Source organism: Pseudomonas sp. FSL R10-1339 (genome assembly GCF_009600545.1).
Lineage (GTDB): Bacteria > Pseudomonadota > Gammaproteobacteria > Pseudomonadales > Pseudomonadaceae > Aquipseudomonas > Aquipseudomonas bubulae.
In genome coordinates this window covers 49,711-66,727 of sequence record NZ_WIVQ01000018.1, presented here as the reverse complement: position 1 = coordinate 66,727, position 17,017 = coordinate 49,711, and the positions used below count along the sequence as shown (strand labels likewise).

Genomic DNA, 17,017 nt, shown 5'->3' with positions numbered 1-17,017 from the left:
GGTGCACTCGACAGGATTCGAACCTGTGACCGCTCGGTTCGTAGCCGAGTACTCTATCCAGCTGAGCTACGAGTGCAAGTTGTGTTTGATAAACCAGACCACCGCTGGCTGAAGCAAAGCCAACTGCCTGGGCAATTGACTCTTAAATGGTGCACTCGACAGGATTCGAACCTGTGACCGCTCGGTTCGTAGCCGAGTACTCTATCCAGCTGAGCTACGAGTGCAAGTTGTGTTTGATAAACCAGACCACCGCTGGTTGAAGCAAAGCCAACCGCCTGGGCGATTGACTCTTAAATGGTGCACTCGACAGGATTCGAACCTGTGACCGCTCGGTTCGTAGCCGAGTACTCTATCCAGCTGAGCTACGAGTGCAAGTTGTGTTTGATAGACCAGACCACCGCTGGTTGAAGCAAAACCAATCGCCTTGGCAATTGACTCTTAAATGGTGCACTCGACAGGATTCGAACCTGTGACCGCTCGGTTCGTAGCCGAGTACTCTATCCAGCTGAGCTACGAGTGCATTTGAAGCGGCGCATTATAGACCGTTGAATCTCTCTGGCAAGATTTTTTTTCAGTATTTCCAACAACTTACTGAACCGCCTAGATTACAACGTGCTACATGAATAATGGCGGAGAAGGGGGGATTCGAACCCCCGACACCCTTTTGAGATGTACTCCCTTAGCAGGGGAGCGCCTTCGGCCACTCGGCCACCTCTCCGCAACACGGGGCGTATAATAACCAGCCTTTTCCCCGCATGCAACTAAAAACTTAAATAAAATTAAAGACTTGGTTCTTCATCCTTTTCATTCTTGATCCGCAGGTAGATCTCTTCACGGTGTACGGCCACTTCCTTGGGAGCATTGACGCCAATGCGCACCTGGTTGCCTTTGACGCCCAATACGGTCACGGTAATTTCGCCATCGCCTATGATCAGGCTTTCCGCACAACGGCGAGTCAGAATCAGCATACGTTTCTCCTCACACTTATCTTTTCAGGGACAACAGTCTGCAAAAAAAAAGAGCCCGAGCCTACTAGCGACTAGTAGCACTCTGCGCTCCTTAGTATTGACCAACATGACAAAACGGGTGGGCTTCGTGCATGCCTGCCAAAAAACAAAGGGCGCGGATTAACCGCGCCCTTCTGCCAACGCCTTACTCGCCCTGTCGGGCTGGCGCATCCAGATCAAAAGCGGTGTGCAGGGAACGCACGGCCAGCTCCAGGTACTTTTCTTCGATCACAACAGACACTTTGATCTCGGAAGTCGAGATCATCAGGATGTTGATGTTCTCCTTGGCCAGCGATTCAAACATGCGGCTGGCAACGCCTGCATGAGAGCGCATGCCCACACCCACGATCGAAACCTTGGCAATGTTGGTGTCGCCCACCACTTCACGGGCACCGATCTCGCGAGCGGTATTTTCCAGCACGCTTTGCGCCGCATTGTAGTCATTGCGGTGTACGGTGAAGGTAAAATCGGTGGTGTTATCGTGCGCAACGTTCTGCACGATCATGTCGACTTCGATGTTGGCCGCGCTGATCGGGCCCAGAATCTTGAACGCCACGCCCGGGGTGTCCGGCACGCCACGGATGGTCAGCTTGGCTTCGTCGCGATTGAACGCGATACCAGAAATGATCGGCTGTTCCATGGATTCCTCTTCATCAATAGTAATGAGGGTACCTGGACCCTCCTTGAAGCTGTGCAAAACGCGCAGCGGAACGTTGTACTTGCCGGCGAACTCGACTGCGCGGATCTGCAACACCTTGGAACCCAGGCTGGCCATTTCCAGCATTTCTTCGAAGGTGATCTTTTCCAGACGCTGCGCCTTGGCCACAACCCGCGGGTCAGTGGTGTAGACGCCGTCAACATCGGTGTAGATCTGGCATTCATCAGCCTTGAGGGCCGCTGCCAGCGCCACACCCGTGGTGTCGGAACCGCCACGGCCCAGCGTGGTGATATTTCCGAGCTCATCAACGCCCTGGAAACCGGCAACCACAACCACACGACCGGCCTTGAGATCAGCGCGAATCTTCTGATCGTCAATTTTCAGGATACGGGCCTTGGTGTGCGAGCTGTCCGTGAGGATGCGCACCTGGCTGCCGGTGTAGGACACGGCCGGCACACCACGCTTGTTCAGCGCCATGGACAGCAGACCAATAGTCACCTGCTCGCCCGTGGATACAATCATATCCAGCTCACGCGGCAACGGCTGATCGCTGATTTGCTTGGCCAGGTCGATCAGGCGATTGGTTTCGCCGCTCATGGCCGATAGCACGATCACCAGATCATTGCCGGCTTCGCGGAACTTCTTAACTTTATCGGCGACCTGCTCGATTCTCTCGACAGTGCCGACCGAGGTGCCTCCGAATTTCTGTACGATCAAAGCCATTTCAAAGCAGCCTCAGCCCATAAAGGGCGCCCATTTATCATTCAAACGACGCGCCGTTACTAGACAACGGCGCGTTCTGGACCTCAGATACCCTGCTCGACAAATGGCACGGTCAGAGCCAGCGCGGCGTCCAGGGCTGCAGCATCAACACCGCCACCTTGCGCCATGTCCGGACGACCACCGCCCTTCCCGCCCACTGCCGCAGCAGCCTGCTTCATCAAATCACCGGCTTTGAGTTGGCCAGTCAGGTCTTTGGTTACGCCTGCAACCAGTACAACCTTGTCTTCATGGACACTGCCGAGCAGGATCACCGCACGGCCGAGCTTGTTCTTCAGCTGATCTACCAGCGCCAGAAGCGCTTTGCCGTCTTGACCGTCCAGGCGGGCGGTCAACACTTTCACGCCTTTTACGTCCACTGCCGACGATGACAGATCATCACCCGCTGCGCTTGCGGCCTTGGCCTGCAACTGCTCAAGCTGTTTTTCCAGCTGACGGTTGCGCTCAAGTACCGCCGACAATTTGTCGACCAGGTTCTCGCGCGAGCCCTTGACCAGGCTGGCGGCTTCCTTGAGCTGCTCTTCGGCAGCATTGAGGTAAGCCAGTGCGGCTGCGCCGGTCACCGCTTCAATGCGACGGATACCGGAGGCTACACCGCCTTCGCTGATGATTTTCATCAGGCCGATATCACCGGTGCGCTTGGCGTGGATACCACCACACAGCTCAACCGAGAAATCACCACCCATGCTCAGCACGCGAACGCTGTCGCCGTACTTCTCGCCAAACAGCGCCATGGCGCCTTTTTCCTTGGCGGTTTCGATGTCGGTTTCTTCAGTCTCGACCGGGGTATTCTTGCGAATCTCGGCGTTGACAATATCTTCCAGCGCCTTGATCTGCTCAGGCTTGATCGCTTCGAAGTGGCTGAAGTCAAAACGCATGCGCTGGCTGTCAACCAAAGAGCCTTTCTGCTGAACGTGCTCGCCCAGAACCTGGCGCAAGGCGGCGTGCAGCAAGTGGGTGGCCGAGTGGTTCAGCGCCGTGGCGTGACGCACATCGGCGTCCACCTGGGCTTCAACGGTTTCGCCCACTTTCAGGCCGCCCGCAGCAACCACGCCGTGGTGCAGGAAAGCGCCACCGGTCTTGGTGGTGTCGCGCACGTCAAAGCGGGCAGCACCCGCCTGCAGGTAACCGCAATCGCCGACCTGACCGCCCGATTCGGCATAGAACGGGGTCTGGTCGAGAATCACCACACCCTCGTCGCCTTCGTTCAGGCTGGCAACCGACTGCCCTTCTTTATACAGCGCAACCACCTTGGCCGAGGCCTGGGTAGCGTTGTAACCGACAAACTCGGTCGGCACGTCGACTTTGACCAGGGTGTTGTAGTCCAGGCCAAACGAGCTGGCCGAACGGGCACGCACACGCTGGGCTTCCATCTCGCGTTCGAAGCCTTCTTCGTCCACGGTCAGGTTGCGCTCGCGGGCGATATCGGCCGTCAGGTCCATCGGGAAGCCATAGGTGTCGTAGAGCTTGAACACTACGTCGCCAGGCACCACGGTACCCTTGAGCTCAGCCAGATCCAGCTCGAGGATTTTCAGACCCTGCTCCAGGGTCTTGGAGAACTGCTCTTCTTCAGCCTTGAGCACGCGCTCGATATTGGCCTGCTCGCGCACCAGCTCCGGGAAGCTGGCACCCATCTCGGCCACCAGGGCCGCGACGATCTTGTAGAAGAAATTGCCGGTAGCACCCAGCTTGTTGCCATGACGGCAGGCGCGACGAATGATGCGGCGCAGCACGTAGCCGCGACCTTCGTTCGATGGCAGTACACCGTCGGCGATCAGGAAGCTGCACGAACGGATATGGTCCGCTACCACCTTGAGCGATGCCTGGCCTTCGTTGGCGCAGCCGATCGCGTCCGCCGCTGCGGTCAGCAGGCTCTGGAACAGGTCGATATCGTAGTTGGAGTTGACGTGCTGCATCACCGCACTGATCCGCTCCAGGCCCATGCCGGTGTCTACCGACGGCGCTGGCAACGGATGCAACACGCCATCGGCGGTGCGGTTGAACTGCATGAAAACGTTGTTCCAGATTTCGATGTAACGGTCGCCGTCTTCGTCTGGCGAGCCCGGCGGGCCACCCCAGATTTCCGGGCCGTGATCGTAGAAAATCTCGGTGCACGGGCCGCACGGGCCGGTATCGCCCATGGTCCAGAAGTTGTCCGATGCATACGGCGCGCCCTTGTTGTCGCCGATACGGATCATGCGCTCGGCAGGCACGCCGACGTCCTGGGTCCAGATGTCGTAGGCTTCGTCATCGCTGGCGTAGACGGTCACCCACAGCTTGTCTTTGGGCAGCTTGAGAACACCGGTCAGGAAGGTCCAGGCGAAATTGATCGCATCTTTCTTGAAGTAATCGCCAAAGCTGAAATTGCCGAGCATTTCAAAGAAGGTGTGGTGACGGGCGGTGTAACCGACGTTTTCCAGGTCGCTGTTCTTGCCGCCGGCACGCACGCACTTCTGGCTGCTGGTCGCTCGGGTGTAGGCACGTTTTTCTTGACCCAGGAAACAGTCCTTGAACTGGTTCATCCCCGCGTTGGTGAACAGCAGGGTCGGGTCGTTATTAGGGACCAAGGAGCTGGAAGGGACACGGGTGTGACCTTGCTCCTCGAAGAAGCGAAGGAAGGCTTCACGGATTTCTGCGCTTTTCATAGGTTCTTCCACGGAGGCTGCGGCCAGAGGCAAGTAAATCACGTCAATCGACAGTGCGACTCGCAAAGGGCCGCATTATATCGGCCCTTCGCCCCGGGTACAGCGTGTTTATACGATAGCGACAAGCAATTGGACGGATTGAACGCTTATTGAAGGGAAAACTCGGCAAAAACCGCTATCACCTGCTCAATCTGGCTGCGACTGACATCCATGTGCGTCACCATTCGCAAGCGCGGCGCGGCACTGAGCCTGATCCCCTGGCCGGCCGCAAAGGCCTTGAGTGCCTCGGCACGCTCACCGATCTGGACGTAGACCATATTGGTCTGCACCGGCTCAACCTCATAACCGGCAGCACGCAGGCCCTCGGCCAGCAACTGGGCATTGGCATGGTCATCGGCCAGACGCGCCACCTGATGATCCAGTGCATACAGCCCGGCAGCCGCCAGTTGACCGGCCTGGCGCATGCCGCCCCCGACCATCTTGCGCAGGCGTCGAGCGCGGGAGACAAGCTCGGCGGTGCCGCACAGCACCGACCCCACGGGCGCGCCCAGGCCTTTGGACAGGCAGACCGATACCGAATCGAAATGGCGGGTGATATCACCGGCGTCAACGCCCAGTTTGACCGCCGCGTTGTACAACCGCGCGCCATCAAGATGCAGCGCCAGGCCGTGCTCGCGGGTCAGGCGGCCGGCAGCTGCCAGGTACTCGGTGGGCAGCACCTTGCCTTGCATGGTGTTTTCCAGCGCAAGCAGGCGGGTGCGGGCAAAGTGGAAGTCATCCGGTTTGATCGCGGCAGCCACCTGTTTCAGATCAAGCGAGCCATCGGCCTGCACCTCCAGCGGCTGCGGCTGAATGGACCCCAGGACCGCCGCCCCGCCACCTTCATACTTATAGGTGTGAGCCTGCTGACCGACGATGTATTCATCACCGCGCTCGCAATGCGCCATCAAGGCCAGCAGGTTGCTCATGGTGCCGGTGGGCACAAACAGCCCCCTGGCAAAGCCCAGGCGCAATGCCAGCTCGGATTCCAGTTTGTTCACCGAAGGATCTTCGCCATACACATCATCGCCCATAGGCGCATTTGCCATGGCTTCACGCATGCCTGGGGTGGGTTGGGTCACGGTGTCACTACGAAGATCGATAACAGACATGGCATTGGCCTCGGCAAGGTTTGATCAGTGTTGAATGCTAAACGTGCGATTCCCGCCAGAACAAGCCTACTCTGCAGCGATCGACAATATTCGGATGCTCACGTAGGAATTACCTTATTAATGAAATGGAAAAACTGATAGCTATTAGCAAAAAGCATCAATGCATACTCGAAAAATATGTGATACAAAATGTCCGCCGCCAGAAAGGCTGGTGGCAACGTTCTCAGGGCGGGGTGCGACTCCCCACCGGCGGTAATTGCGCGCAAAGCGCATAGCCCGCGAGCGCTTGGCACATTCTTAAGCTTCGGCCAGGAATAAACCAAGGTCAGCAGACCCGGTGTGATCCCGGGGCCGACGGTCATAGTCCGGATGAAGAGAGAACGGGATTGGCGCCAAAGGGCCGTCAACCAGGCGGGATAGTGGCGATGCCGTATGGCCGTGCGCTGCCCTCCTGAACGTACCCTTTAATCCCATTCGATTCATATGCCCTGTTTTTCACACAAACAGGAATCTGAACATGCAACCTACAGCTATTCACCACAACGAACGTGTCGCATTTATCCAGGCTTCCTGGCACAAAGAGATTGTCGACCAGAGCCGCAAGGGCTTCCTGGCCGAAATGCTGGTGCTGGGCTATCAGGAAAGCGACATCGATTTCTTCGAAGTCGGCGGCGCATTCGAGATCCCGCTGCACGCCAAACTGCTGGCCAAGACCGGTCGTTACGCCGGAATTGTCGGCGCCGCACTGGTCGTGGATGGCGGCATCTACCGTCACGACTTTGTTGCCCAGACGGTCGTCAGCGGCCTGATGCAAGTACAACTGGAAACCGAAGTGCCGGTGTTCTCCGTCAGCCTCACGCCGCACCACTTCCACGCCGGTGAGGAGCATCAGAAGTTTTTCTTTGAGCACTTCGTGCACAAAGGCCAGGAAGCCGCCCGGACGTGCGTAGACACACTGCAGAAAATCCGCACCATCAAGCGCATGGATACCCAGCAAAAACGCGCGGTGTAATGCCTGATTCCCCGGCCAGCCCTGAAACCAGGCTCGCCGGGGAGCACACCATAAACATGTAACGCACACATAAGCCATCCAGGCGTTTCAATTGTCGATACAGGTGCCCGGTCACCGATGACATTTGAACTTGACGCCCAGGAGCATCTCTTATGTGCCCAACCCCGCCCCCAGTAACAACTACCCCTCTGCCAGCCCCTCATCATTTCGAGTTTGACGGCGGTGCCCAGGCCCCGCTCGAAAGAACCGAAACAACGGTTTCACACCCCCTGCCCCATGTGACAGAGAGCACCACACAAAGCATTCTTCATATTGGCGATAACGCCACCCTCGTGCGCTACGTCACTGAAGGCGTCCTGTACCCCCGCCCCATTGACCGCCTGGTCTTCCGTGCCTCGGTGACGCGGGCATCCATTTGCGTCACCAAGGGCGACAACGACTCTCTGCTGATCGACCTGAACCATGAGCGCTATCGGATAAAGCCTGCAAGTGCAAAGCAGATCATCGAAATTCATACCTTGAACGGCAACGATACGGTTTACATCGCCGACACCCTGAAAAACACCTTTCATATCGAAACCGGCCCCGGCAATGACACCGTCGTGACCAGCAGCGGCAAGTCCACGGTGCTGACCGGTACTGGCGATGACATGGTGATGACCCGTGGGGGCACCAGCTACGTAGACACTGGAGATGGCAATGACATCGTCAACGCCAATGGCACGGGCACAACCGTTGCCTACACGGGCAAAGGGGCAGACTTTTTTCGTGGCGGGGCCGGCATGGCCTTTATCGACGCAGGAGAAGGTGACGATGTAGCCGTCGGAGGCCAGGGCCACAGCATTCTATGCGGGGGCGACGGCGATGACCTTATTACAGCCGGAGCGGGCTCCAATGTGATCTATACCGGCCAGGGCCAGGACATCCTCAATCAAATAAAAGACAGGGACAAAGTATTCACCGACAGCGAGCCCACCTATATCGCCGAAGGCAGAATCACCCCGCACAAAAAGGTCGCCAATACATTTATTGGCAGCCCAATCCCCCTGCCGGAATCAGGGCTGATTATTCAAGGCAGCGAAGAGTTTATCGTAAGGGTTCAGGATGACTTGAAACTGTTGCTGAGCTCCGGCAACGGGAGCCAGCTACTGCGCGAACTGACAAAAAGTATTCGTAAAAGCCAGAAACCCATCACCATCGCCGAACTCAAGCAGGTAAATAACGGCCTATACATACCCAATCTGGGTGATGGCCGGTCTTTTATTCAGGTCGGGATGGCAGGTCTGCCTGATTTCGGAGGAACGGTGTACTACAACCCGGCATTTTCTACACCCGGCGCGATACCGCTTACCTCTCTCTACCACGAGCTATGCCACGCCTACAACTTTGTCACGGGCACACGATTTTTAGGCGCAAGCCCCGACGGGCATCAGGGAACCAAGCAAGCTGCGCTGGTGAAAAATGATGAACTGCAGGCCGTGGGCTTACCTTGCAACACAGAGCCCTTTGACTTCGATAAAGACCCTGCAACCCCTGCCCTCCCCACGAACCCGGCACAGTTCAGCGAAAACGGCATACGCGAAGAACTGGGGCTGCCCCTGCGCAAAACCTATATCCATTACTCGGATGATTAACCCTGTGGGGCCAGGGTTGTCGGTTCGATAATGATACCGGCGCGCAGGCCATTTTTGACTTTAGGGTTGGGAAAGATGATCCGCGCACCCTCTTCTTCAATAATCCAGCGGGTTTTGCCGGCGTCTTGCGCCAGTAGATAGCCCTTGGGCAACTCGCTGAAATTTTCGATATCGGCAGGCAAGTGCAGGATAAAGGCATCACTGTGCTTGATGACTTCACGCGCCACACTGAACAACTGCAAACCCTCGAGCGAAGCATCGGCCAGTGCTGGCTCGCTACCCTCGATCATCTGCTGCAAACGCTGCTCCAGACGTTCGACATTGACTCCGCCGTTCTGCCCGAAAGGCCGGGCCTTGCCCAACTCAAGGGTAAACGCCTCGGCGCCCAAGCGATCGTAGGTATAGGCACTGAACACAATGGAGGGCTTGTTTTGCAACAGCACCGCTTCCATCCCGGCCGCACGCAAGCGCGACAGCTCTTCGCGAGAGTGGCTACGGCCCTCCTTGAAGGGATACAACGCAAACTGCTCGATCTTCGACCCTCGAATGGCCGTGTGCAAGTCGTAGTGCAGACGAGTACGCCCGGGAGGGCTGAAAAAGGTTTCAGCCAGGTGTTCAAGCTCGCAAGCACGCAGGGCTTCGGGGCCACTGCTGCTTTCGTGACGGCCGTTGAACAGCCGGTTGAGGTCTTCCTCGACAAAACGTGCGCCAGTACGCATGGCGCCGGGGTTGCCGAACAGGAACAGAATTCGCGCACGGGGCTTGATAGTACCCCGTGCAATGGCCTGCAACAGGCGATCAAGCAACTCGATCGGCGCTGTTTCATTGCCATGGATGCCGGCTGACAACAACAGATCCATACCGTTGTCACGAGCCTCGGGCGGGCGCACTTCAAGCGCGCCTTCGGTCAGCCAGCGCATCCGCACGCCGTCGACAGTCAGTTGAGTTTTCTCGGCCGGTTCACGTCCGGCCAAGGTCAGTTCAAGCAGTTTGCCGAGAGCGAGCATAGAACTTCCTTATCAGTGGTTGCAGTCCGGACCGTGTACGTGACCGTCTTCATCATCGCCCAGATCAGCCGGTTCCATTTCCAGTTGCAGGCTCACAAGGTTAGTCGCCAATGGGCGCAGCAGCAGGTTGGCGTATTCGGCATCGCCTTCTTCAACGTCTACACCGATCAGCAACTGGCCACGGCCGTCCTGCTGGATCCACAATTCCTTGCCCTGCCACATGACAGCAACGCGCGTGCAGGACGTTTCCAGCTGGGTACCGTCGGTGTCTTCAAGGATCAGCTTCAGGGTATCAGTCATTTCATCGCTCTCATTGGGGTGTGAAGGTGCGTGCCCGGCGTCAACTATCGCCCAGGCACAGCGCCTTTCAATTGATCTGGAAGGGGTAAACCGCGCCCAGTTTAAGGATTTGCGTCAGTTCATCCAATGCCGTGCGGCATTCAAGCAGCAATTGTGGATCAGCCAGGTCACTTTCGCGCAAAGCATCACGATAATGTTTGTTCACCCAGACCGTCAGGGTGTCGTACAGCGCCGGGGTCATGATCACGCCGGGGTTGACGGCCGCCAGCTCGGTTTCGTTGAGCGCGACCCGCAGGCGCAGGCACGCCGGACCACCGCCATTCTGCATGCTCTGCTTGAGGTCGAACACCTTGACCTCACGGATCGGCCCGCCAGCGGCCGTCAGCCCTTGCAGGTACTGCCACACGCGCGGGTTGGCACGACACTCTTCAGGCACGATCAATAGCATCGAGCCATCGGCGCGGCTCAGCAGCTGGCTGTTGAACAGATAAGAGCGCACGGCATCTTCCACGGCCACCTGATCACGGGGCACGCTGATCGACTGGAAGTTGGCGCCGCGGGTCGCCAGCTTGGCCTGCAACTCGGCCAGCATCTGCTCGGTATTGAGGAAAGCATCCTGGTGATGGAACAACAGTTCACCATTACCCACGGCGATCACGTCGTTATGAAACACACCCTGGTCAATGACCGCAGGATTTTGCTGGGCAAACACCACACCCTCCTCGCTCAGGCCATGCAGGCGAGCCACTGCCTGCGAAGCCTCGAGGGTCTGGCGCGCCGGGTATTTTTGCGGTGCCGGGTAACGACTGTCGAACGCACTGCGGCCGAACACAAAAAACTCGACACCGGCCTCACCATAATCGCGGCAAAAACGCGTGTGGTTGGCTGCACCTTCATCGCCAAATTGCGCCACTGCCGGCAAAGCCGCGTGGTGGGCAAAATGCTCCTGATCGGCAAACATCGCGCCCAGAACGCGACTGGTGGTCGGGTGCTCGATACTGCGATGGTATTTGCAATTGAGGTTGGCAGCGGTGAAGTGCACGCGACCGTCAGCGGTGTCGGCACTGGGGCTGACTGTGGCCGCATTGGCTACCCACATGCTCGAGGCCGAGCAGCTGGCGACCAGCAATGGCATGGCCTCTTTGGCGGCGCGCTCGATCACCTGAGCATCAGTCCCGGCAAAACCCAGGCTGCGCAAGGCAGCAACGTCCGGACGCTCTTGCGGGGCCAGCACGCCCTGGACAAAGCCCATGTCCATCAACGCTTTCATTTTTTCCAGGCCTTGCAGCGCAGCTTCCTTAGGGTTGGAAGCCTGCTGGCTGTTGCTCTGGGAAGCGACGTTGCCAAACGACAAACCGCCATAGTTATGGGTCGGCCCCACTAAACCGTCAAAATTGACTTCAAAGGACTTCATCAGCGAGGCTCCGGAAAACGGTTATAAGTCATACAGCACCTGTGGGAGCGAGCCTGCTCGCGAATGGCCTTTAAGGCTTTCGCGAGCAAGCTCGCTCCCACAGGGTTGAGATAAGCGTTACGACATCCGCACGCCCGGGGTCAGCGCTGCTGGCAAAGCCAGGGTCGGCGTTTCAAGGGAAGCCACCGGGTATGCGCAATAATCCGCCGCGTAGTAGGCACTGGCGCGATGATTGCCCGACGCCCCGATACCACCAAATGGCGCACTGCTCGCCGCGCCGGTCAATTGTTTGTTCCAGTTGACGATACCGGCGCGGCTTTCGAGCCAGAACTGCTGGTAACGCGCTTCGGAATCCGACAGCAACCCGGCCGCCAGACCAAACGCCGTGTTGTTGGCTTCAGCAATCGCCGCATCAAAGTCAGCGTAGCGAATCACTTGCAGCAATGGCCCGAACAGTTCTTCGTCCAAACGATCGCCAACCTCTGTCACATCGATAATGCCCGGCGTCAGCAAGGCGGCATTACTGTCTGGCTGGTGCATTTCCAGCAAGGCCACAGCCCCCGACCCCAGCAACACTTCCTGGGCATCCATCAAGGCGCGCGCTGCGCCAAGGGAAATCACCGACCCCATGAATGGCGCCGGCTGCTGATCGAAAGCACCCACTTCGATGCTCTGACTCACTTCAACCAGGCGCGTCAGCAGGCTGTCGCCCCATGCGCCTTGCGGCACCAGCAAGCGGCGGGCACAGGTGCAACGCTGCCCGGCGGAGATAAAGGCCGACTGGATGATGGTGTACACCGCTGCGTCCAGGTCCTCTACCTGATCGACCACCAGCGGGTTGTTGCCACCCATTTCCAGAGCCAGGATTTTGTCCGGGCGCCCGGCAAATTGCTGGTGCAGGGCATTGCCGGTGCGGCTCGAACCGGTGAAGAACAACCCGTCGATACCCGTGTGCGCCGCCAGGGCGATACCGGTGTCGCGTGCGCCCTGCAGCAGGTTGAGCACGCCCGCAGGCAGACCCGCTTCGATCCAGCACTTGACCGTCAGCTCGGCGACTTTAGGGGTCAGCTCGCTCGGTTTGAATACCACGCTGTTACCCGCCAGCAACGCCGGAACAATGTGCCCGTTGGGCAAATGACCGGGGAAGTTGTACGGGCCGAAAACAGCCACTACACCATGAGGCTTGTGACGCAAAACGGCCGTGGCATCGCCCAGCGGTCCGCTTTTTTCACCCGTGCGCTCGCGGTAGCTCTGCACCGAAATCGCCACTTTATTGATCATGCTGGTGACTTCGGTGGCCGACTCCCAGAGGGGTTTGCCGGTTTCTTCACCGATGCAGCGCGACAGTTCGTCGGCGTGGTTTTTAAGGCTTGCGGCAAACGCTTCGAGCACGCTCAGGCGCTGCTCGAAAGTCTGTTTGGCCCACTGCGGGAAAGCCTGGCGCGCAGCCTTCACGGCGGCATCCACTTGCCCGGCATCGGCGCCCTTGCCAGCCCAAAGCACGTGTTGGGTAACCGGGTTCAGCGACTCCAAAGCCTCGCCCTGCCCGCTCTGCCAGGTACCTGCGATATACAACGTACTCATTATTTTGACTCCCGTGGGACCACTGACTGGGCGGACAAGGCAACGGCGCGCACCTGGTCGCCCGCGCTCAGTTGCAGGCGTTTGGCGGTCAGCGGGTCGACCACCAGGGTGCCAGCAGCCAGCCGCGCAGGGGCGGCCGTGATGCGGCAATCTTCTCGTTTGCGGTTGTGCATCAGGTAAGGCGTTGCGTCGTCACCCGGTGTGCCAATAGCCAGTACCAGCGCTTCGCTGTCGCGCACTGCGCGGATCTTGCTGGTTTCACACTCCACCGCCGGGCCTGCGTCAAAAATATCGACGTAGCCCTGATAACTGAAGCCTTCGCTTTTAAGCATGTTCAAGGCCGGTTCGGTGTGGGTATGCACCTTGCCGATCACCGCTCGGGCATCTTCGGACAGGAAACAGGTGTACACCGGGAACTTGGGCATCAACTCGGCGATAAAGGCTTTGTTGCCCACGCCGGTCAGATAGTCGGCCTGGCTGAACTCCATTTTGAAAAAGTGCCGGCCCAGGCTTTCCCAGAATGGCGAGCGGCCACTTTCATCGGACATGCCACGCATTTCGGCAATGATCTTGCTGCCAAACAGCTCCGGGAACTCGGCGATAAACAGCATCCGCGCCTTGGCCAGCAGGCGGCCATTGAGCCCGGTACGGTAATCGGCACTCAGGAACAATGAGCACAGCTCGGAGTTGCCGGTCAGGTCATTGGCCAGAAACAGGGTCGGGATTTCGCGGTAAATATTCAACTCTTGAGAGGCGCTGACCGTCAGGCCCACACGGAAGTTGTACCAGGGCTCACGCAAGCCCACGGCACCGGCAATGGCGGAAATACCCACCACTTTGCCATCGTCGTTTTCGAGCACAAACAGATAGTCCGCATCGCCACGCTCGGCTTCGCCACGGAAGGTTTTCTCAGCCCAGGTGACCCGATGCAGCAAGCGCTCTTCGTTGGCCGGCAAGGTGGTCAGGCCGGTGCCGGTGCTGCGTGCCAGCTCAATCAGGGCCGGTAAATCGCTGTTGCGTACAGGACGAACGATCATGCTATCTCCTTGGACGGGGCTCGCTGACGACCCCCGCGAAACTCGCTCAAACGCGTTATACCGCTACCACTCGTACGCTGGCACCTTCGCCAACACCAAGTGCTTCGGCCGCTTCCAGATCCAGCGTGACCGGTTTGCCCGGCGCCCAATCCAGCTCCAGCAATACGGCGCGGTAATCCTGTAGCTGGGCATTGGCCACCAGATACTGACGTCCACCGCCTGTGCTCAGTGCGCCGATCTTGACCGGAACCACGCGGCTCTGGACGATTGAGCGGATGCCCGAAACCCGGGCATGCAAGGTCGGGCCACCGTCGAAAATATCGATGTAGTGATCGGTCTCGAAACCTTCGCGCATCAGGATGTCAAAGGTGATCTGCGCACGCGGGTGGACTTGCCCCATGGCCTCTTGGGCGGTGTCAGGCAGCAGCGGCACGTAAATCGGGTAATGCGGCATCAGCTCGGCAAGGAAGGTGCGGCTTTTAAGCCCGCACAGACGCTCGGCGGCGGCATAGTTCAAGTCGAAGAAGTTGCGGCCAATGGCATCCCAGAACGGCGAGTCGCCATTTTCATCGCTGTAGCCAACGATCTCGGTGACCACGGAGTCGGCAAAACGCTCCGGGTGGTTGGCCACAAACAGCAGGCGGCCACGGGAGTTGAGTTCGGACCAGGCCGACCCCACCAGTTCCGGGACCACATAAAAACTGGTCAGCAGGCTGTTACCGGTCAGATCATGGCACTGCGACAGGACGTGAATCTTGTTGTGAATCTTAAGTTCGCGGGAGGCGTGCACGAACGTCTCGTTACGGAAGCTGTAAAACGGCTCCGAATAACCGGCCGAGGCCACGATCGCCGAGCACCCCACCAACTTGCCGGCAGCGGTGTCTTCAAGGACGAAAAAATAGCTTTCTTCGCCATTGAAGCTCACTTCGGCAGCGAACGAGGTTTCAGACGCGGCGATCTTGTCGCGCAGGCGTTCGATATCGTCCGGCAATGAAGTGACACCAATCGGGCTGTCCGCAGCCAGACGCTGTACCTCGCCCAGATCAGCCATTTGCGCAGGGCGCATCACCAGCATGGTGTCACTCCTTAATCCTTGAATTGCATAGAGGGGTATAGGCCGAACAGTCGAGTGCACCCGGGATTTCAACTGTGGGAGCGGGCTTGCTCGCGATGACGTCACTGCGGCGTGACTGACACACCGCGCTGCCTGTATCGCGAGCAAGCCCGCTCCCACATTGAAAGCCCTGTGCATTGAGCCTGGCCCGGCACATTAAATTCGGTTCGACGCCCGGCAAGCCGGGCGTCGAGGTCACACTCAGGCTTGCGTCAGATTCTTTACGGCACGTTCGAAGCGGTTCAGACCTTCTTCGATATCGGCCTCGTCAACCACCAGGCTTGGCGCGAAACGCACAACGTCGGGGCCGGCCTGCAGAATCATCAGGTTTTCTTTTTCAGCGGCATTGAAGATGTCCTTGGCGCGGCCCTTCCAGGCATCGTTCAGCACACAACCCAGCAGCAGGCCCATGCCACGCACTTGAGTGAACAGGCCGTATTGATGGCCGATTTGCTCAAGGCGGGTCTTGAACAGGTCATGCCTGGCCTTGACGCCTTGCAGTACCTCTGGCGTGTTGATCACATCGATTACCGCATTGCCGACTGCACACGCCAGCGGGTTACCGCCGTAGGTGGTGCCGTGGGTGCCGACAACCAGATGCTTGGCCAGCGCTTCGGTGGTCAGCATGGCTGCGATCGGGAAACCGCCGCCCAGGCTCTTGGCGCTGGTCAAAATATCCGGGGTCACGCCGTAATGCATGTAGGCAAACAGCTCGCCGGTACGACCCATGCCGGTTTGAACTTCGTCAAACACCAGCAACGCATTATGCTGGTCGCACAGTTCGCGGGCGCCTTGCAGGTAAGCCTGCTCGGCCGGCAGCACGCCGCCTTCGCCCTGGATCGGCTCCAGCACCACTGCGCAGGTCTTGTCCGAAATCGCCGCTTTCAGCGCGTCAAGGTCGTTGAACGGAACATGGGTAATGCCGGTGATTTTCGGACCAAAACCGTCGGAGTACTTCGACTGCCCGCCCACGTTCACGGTGAACAGCGTGCGGCCGTGAAAGCTGTTGAGCGCAGCGATGATTTCGTACTTCTCGCTGCCGAAACGGTCATGGGCGACACGACGGGCCAGCTTGAAAGCGGCTTCGTTGGCTTCAGCGCCCGAGTTGCAGAAGAACACACGCTCGGCAAAGGTCGAGTCCACCAGTTTTTTCGCCAGGCGCAACGCCGGCTCGTTGGTGAACACGTTGGACACATGCCAAAGAGTATTCGCCTGTTCAGTCAAGGCACCGACCAATGCCGGATGCGCATGGCCAAGAACGTTAACGGCAATGCCGCCCGCGAAGTCGATCAGCTCCCGACCGGCCTGATCCCATACTCGGGAACCGGCACCACGCACAGGAATAAAGGCTGCAGGCGCGTAGTTGGGAACCATGACCTGGTCGAAATCGGCGCGTTGCACCGGGGCTTGCTCAACGGACATCGGAGTCTCCTGAAGAGGAACGCCTGCCTAAACTGGCGAGCGATGGGGGGATTGTAGGGACACATCGGGAGCACGCCTTGTCGCCAAGCGACAACTTCTTATAGCGCCAAACCACGATTTACAAAGGCATTACGACAATGCGACATATTCCGTCACAAAGGCGCAGTTTAAACGCTGGGGCGTCTTTGCGGCAGCACTCTGGCGCGCTGATTTGCCCGGAAAACGCGAGTTTTTGCCGATCACCGCCGGATC

General features: G+C 58.4%; 13 protein-coding genes, 5 tRNA genes and 1 riboswitch. Of the genes, 2 read left to right on the top strand and 16 right to left on the bottom strand.

Annotation, left to right across the window (positions count from 1 at the left end; genetic code table 11):
• Positions 1–2 precede the first annotated feature (2 nt).
• From GHO03_RS08525 to ltaE, 9 genes are all read right to left on the bottom strand, one after another.
• Positions 3–76 (bottom strand) — tRNA-Arg (locus tag GHO03_RS08525).
• A gap of 71 nt (positions 77–147) precedes the next feature.
• Positions 148–224: transfer RNA gene (locus GHO03_RS08520), tRNA-Arg, on the bottom strand.
• A 71-nt stretch (positions 225–295) separates the two neighbouring features.
• Positions 296–372 (bottom strand) — tRNA-Arg (locus GHO03_RS08515).
• Between the two features lie 71 nt (positions 373–443).
• A tRNA-Arg gene (locus tag GHO03_RS08510) sits at positions 444–520 on the bottom strand.
• Between the two features lie 107 nt (positions 521–627).
• Positions 628–718, bottom strand: a tRNA-Ser gene (locus tag GHO03_RS08505).
• Positions 719–779: 61 nt separating this feature from the next.
• Entirely contained in the window at positions 780–968 is a 189-nt protein-coding gene (gene csrA / locus GHO03_RS08500) for a carbon storage regulator CsrA (protein ID WP_095003370.1), read from the bottom strand.
• A 184-nt stretch (positions 969–1,152) separates the two neighbouring features.
• Positions 1,153–2,388 (bottom strand): aspartate kinase, encoded by a 1,236-nt coding sequence (locus GHO03_RS08495; protein WP_095003369.1) that lies wholly within the window; start codon positions 2,386–2,388, stop codon positions 1,153–1,155.
• Positions 2,389–2,471: 83 nt separating this feature from the next.
• Entirely contained in the window at positions 2,472–5,090 is a 2,619-nt protein-coding gene (gene alaS / locus GHO03_RS08490) for an alanine--tRNA ligase (protein ID WP_095019219.1), read from the bottom strand.
• A 146-nt stretch (positions 5,091–5,236) separates the two neighbouring features.
• Positions 5,237–6,241, bottom strand: a complete 1,005-nt coding sequence (gene ltaE, locus GHO03_RS08485; RefSeq protein WP_095003367.1) for a low-specificity L-threonine aldolase — start codon at positions 6,239–6,241, stop codon at positions 5,237–5,239.
• A gap of 215 nt (positions 6,242–6,456) precedes the next feature.
• A riboswitch (FMN riboswitch) is annotated at positions 6,457–6,627 on the top strand.
• A gap of 131 nt (positions 6,628–6,758) precedes the next feature.
• On the opposite strand from ltaE, the gene GHO03_RS08480 reads away from it, so the two are divergent.
• Positions 6,759–7,253, top strand: a complete 495-nt coding sequence (locus GHO03_RS08480) for a 6,7-dimethyl-8-ribityllumazine synthase (RefSeq protein ID WP_095003366.1) — start codon at positions 6,759–6,761, stop codon at positions 7,251–7,253.
• 152 nt (positions 7,254–7,405) lie between these two features.
• Positions 7,406–8,887: a M91 family zinc metallopeptidase gene (locus tag GHO03_RS08475; protein ID WP_153399620.1), complete on the top strand. Its 1,482-nt coding sequence runs from the start codon at positions 7,406–7,408 to the stop codon at positions 8,885–8,887.
• On the opposite strand, the gene astE is transcribed toward GHO03_RS08475, so the two are convergent.
• The 7 genes from astE to GHO03_RS08440 form a co-directional block, all read right to left on the bottom strand.
• Positions 8,884–9,894 (bottom strand): succinylglutamate desuccinylase, encoded by a 1,011-nt coding sequence (gene astE, locus GHO03_RS08470; RefSeq protein ID WP_095003229.1) that lies wholly within the window; start codon positions 9,892–9,894, stop codon positions 8,884–8,886. The genes GHO03_RS08475 and astE overlap by 4 nt on opposite strands.
• A gap of 12 nt (positions 9,895–9,906) precedes the next feature.
• A complete protein-coding gene (locus GHO03_RS08465) occupies positions 9,907–10,194 on the bottom strand; it encodes a hypothetical protein (RefSeq protein WP_003440880.1) in 288 nt (95 codons plus the stop codon).
• A 67-nt stretch (positions 10,195–10,261) separates the two neighbouring features.
• Positions 10,262–11,608 (bottom strand): N-succinylarginine dihydrolase, encoded by a 1,347-nt coding sequence (gene astB / locus GHO03_RS08460; RefSeq protein ID WP_095003230.1) that lies wholly within the window; start codon positions 11,606–11,608, stop codon positions 10,262–10,264.
• A gap of 117 nt (positions 11,609–11,725) precedes the next feature.
• A complete protein-coding gene (gene astD, locus GHO03_RS08455) occupies positions 11,726–13,195 on the bottom strand; it encodes a succinylglutamate-semialdehyde dehydrogenase (protein WP_169916948.1) in 1,470 nt (489 codons plus the stop codon).
• A complete protein-coding gene (astA, locus tag GHO03_RS08450; protein ID WP_095020867.1) occupies positions 13,192–14,229 on the bottom strand; it encodes an arginine N-succinyltransferase in 1,038 nt (345 codons plus the stop codon). Before astA ends, astD begins: the two co-directional genes overlap by 4 nt.
• A gap of 55 nt (positions 14,230–14,284) precedes the next feature.
• Entirely contained in the window at positions 14,285–15,304 is a 1,020-nt protein-coding gene (gene aruF, locus GHO03_RS08445; RefSeq protein WP_153399618.1) for an arginine/ornithine succinyltransferase subunit alpha, read from the bottom strand.
• A gap of 240 nt (positions 15,305–15,544) precedes the next feature.
• Entirely contained in the window at positions 15,545–16,765 is a 1,221-nt protein-coding gene (locus GHO03_RS08440; RefSeq protein ID WP_153399616.1) for an aspartate aminotransferase family protein, read from the bottom strand.
• Positions 16,766–17,017: the final 252 nt, after the last annotated feature.

Bases quoted from the DNA above. Each gene is read 5' to 3' on its own strand.
- csrA (WP_095003370.1), bottom strand. From the start codon at position 968: ATGCTGATTCTGACTCGCCGTTGTGCGGAAAGCCTGATCATAGGCGAT.
- GHO03_RS08475 (WP_153399620.1), top strand. From the start codon at position 7,406: ATGTGCCCAACCCCGCCCCCAGTAACAACTACCCCTCTGCCAGCCCCT.
- ltaE (WP_095003367.1), bottom strand. From the start codon at position 6,241: ATGTCTGTTATCGATCTTCGTAGTGACACCGTGACCCAACCCACCCCA.
- GHO03_RS08480 (WP_095003366.1), top strand. From the start codon at position 6,759: ATGCAACCTACAGCTATTCACCACAACGAACGTGTCGCATTTATCCAG.
- alaS (WP_095019219.1), bottom strand. From the start codon at position 5,090: ATGAAAAGCGCAGAAATCCGTGAAGCCTTCCTTCGCTTCTTCGAGGAG.
- astE (WP_095003229.1), bottom strand. From the start codon at position 9,894: ATGCTCGCTCTCGGCAAACTGCTTGAACTGACCTTGGCCGGACGTGAA.
- astA (WP_095020867.1), bottom strand. From the start codon at position 14,229: ATGATCGTTCGTCCTGTACGCAACAGCGATTTACCGGCCCTGATTGAG.
- GHO03_RS08465 (WP_003440880.1), bottom strand. From the start codon at position 10,194: ATGACTGATACCCTGAAGCTGATCCTTGAAGACACCGACGGTACCCAG.
- GHO03_RS08440 (WP_153399616.1), bottom strand. From the start codon at position 16,765: ATGTCCGTTGAGCAAGCCCCGGTGCAACGCGCCGATTTCGACCAGGTC.
- aruF (WP_153399618.1), bottom strand. From the start codon at position 15,304: ATGCTGGTGATGCGCCCTGCGCAAATGGCTGATCTGGGCGAGGTACAG.
- GHO03_RS08495 (WP_095003369.1), bottom strand. From the start codon at position 2,388: ATGGCTTTGATCGTACAGAAATTCGGAGGCACCTCGGTCGGCACTGTC.
- astB (WP_095003230.1), bottom strand. From the start codon at position 11,608: ATGAAGTCCTTTGAAGTCAATTTTGACGGTTTAGTGGGGCCGACCCAT.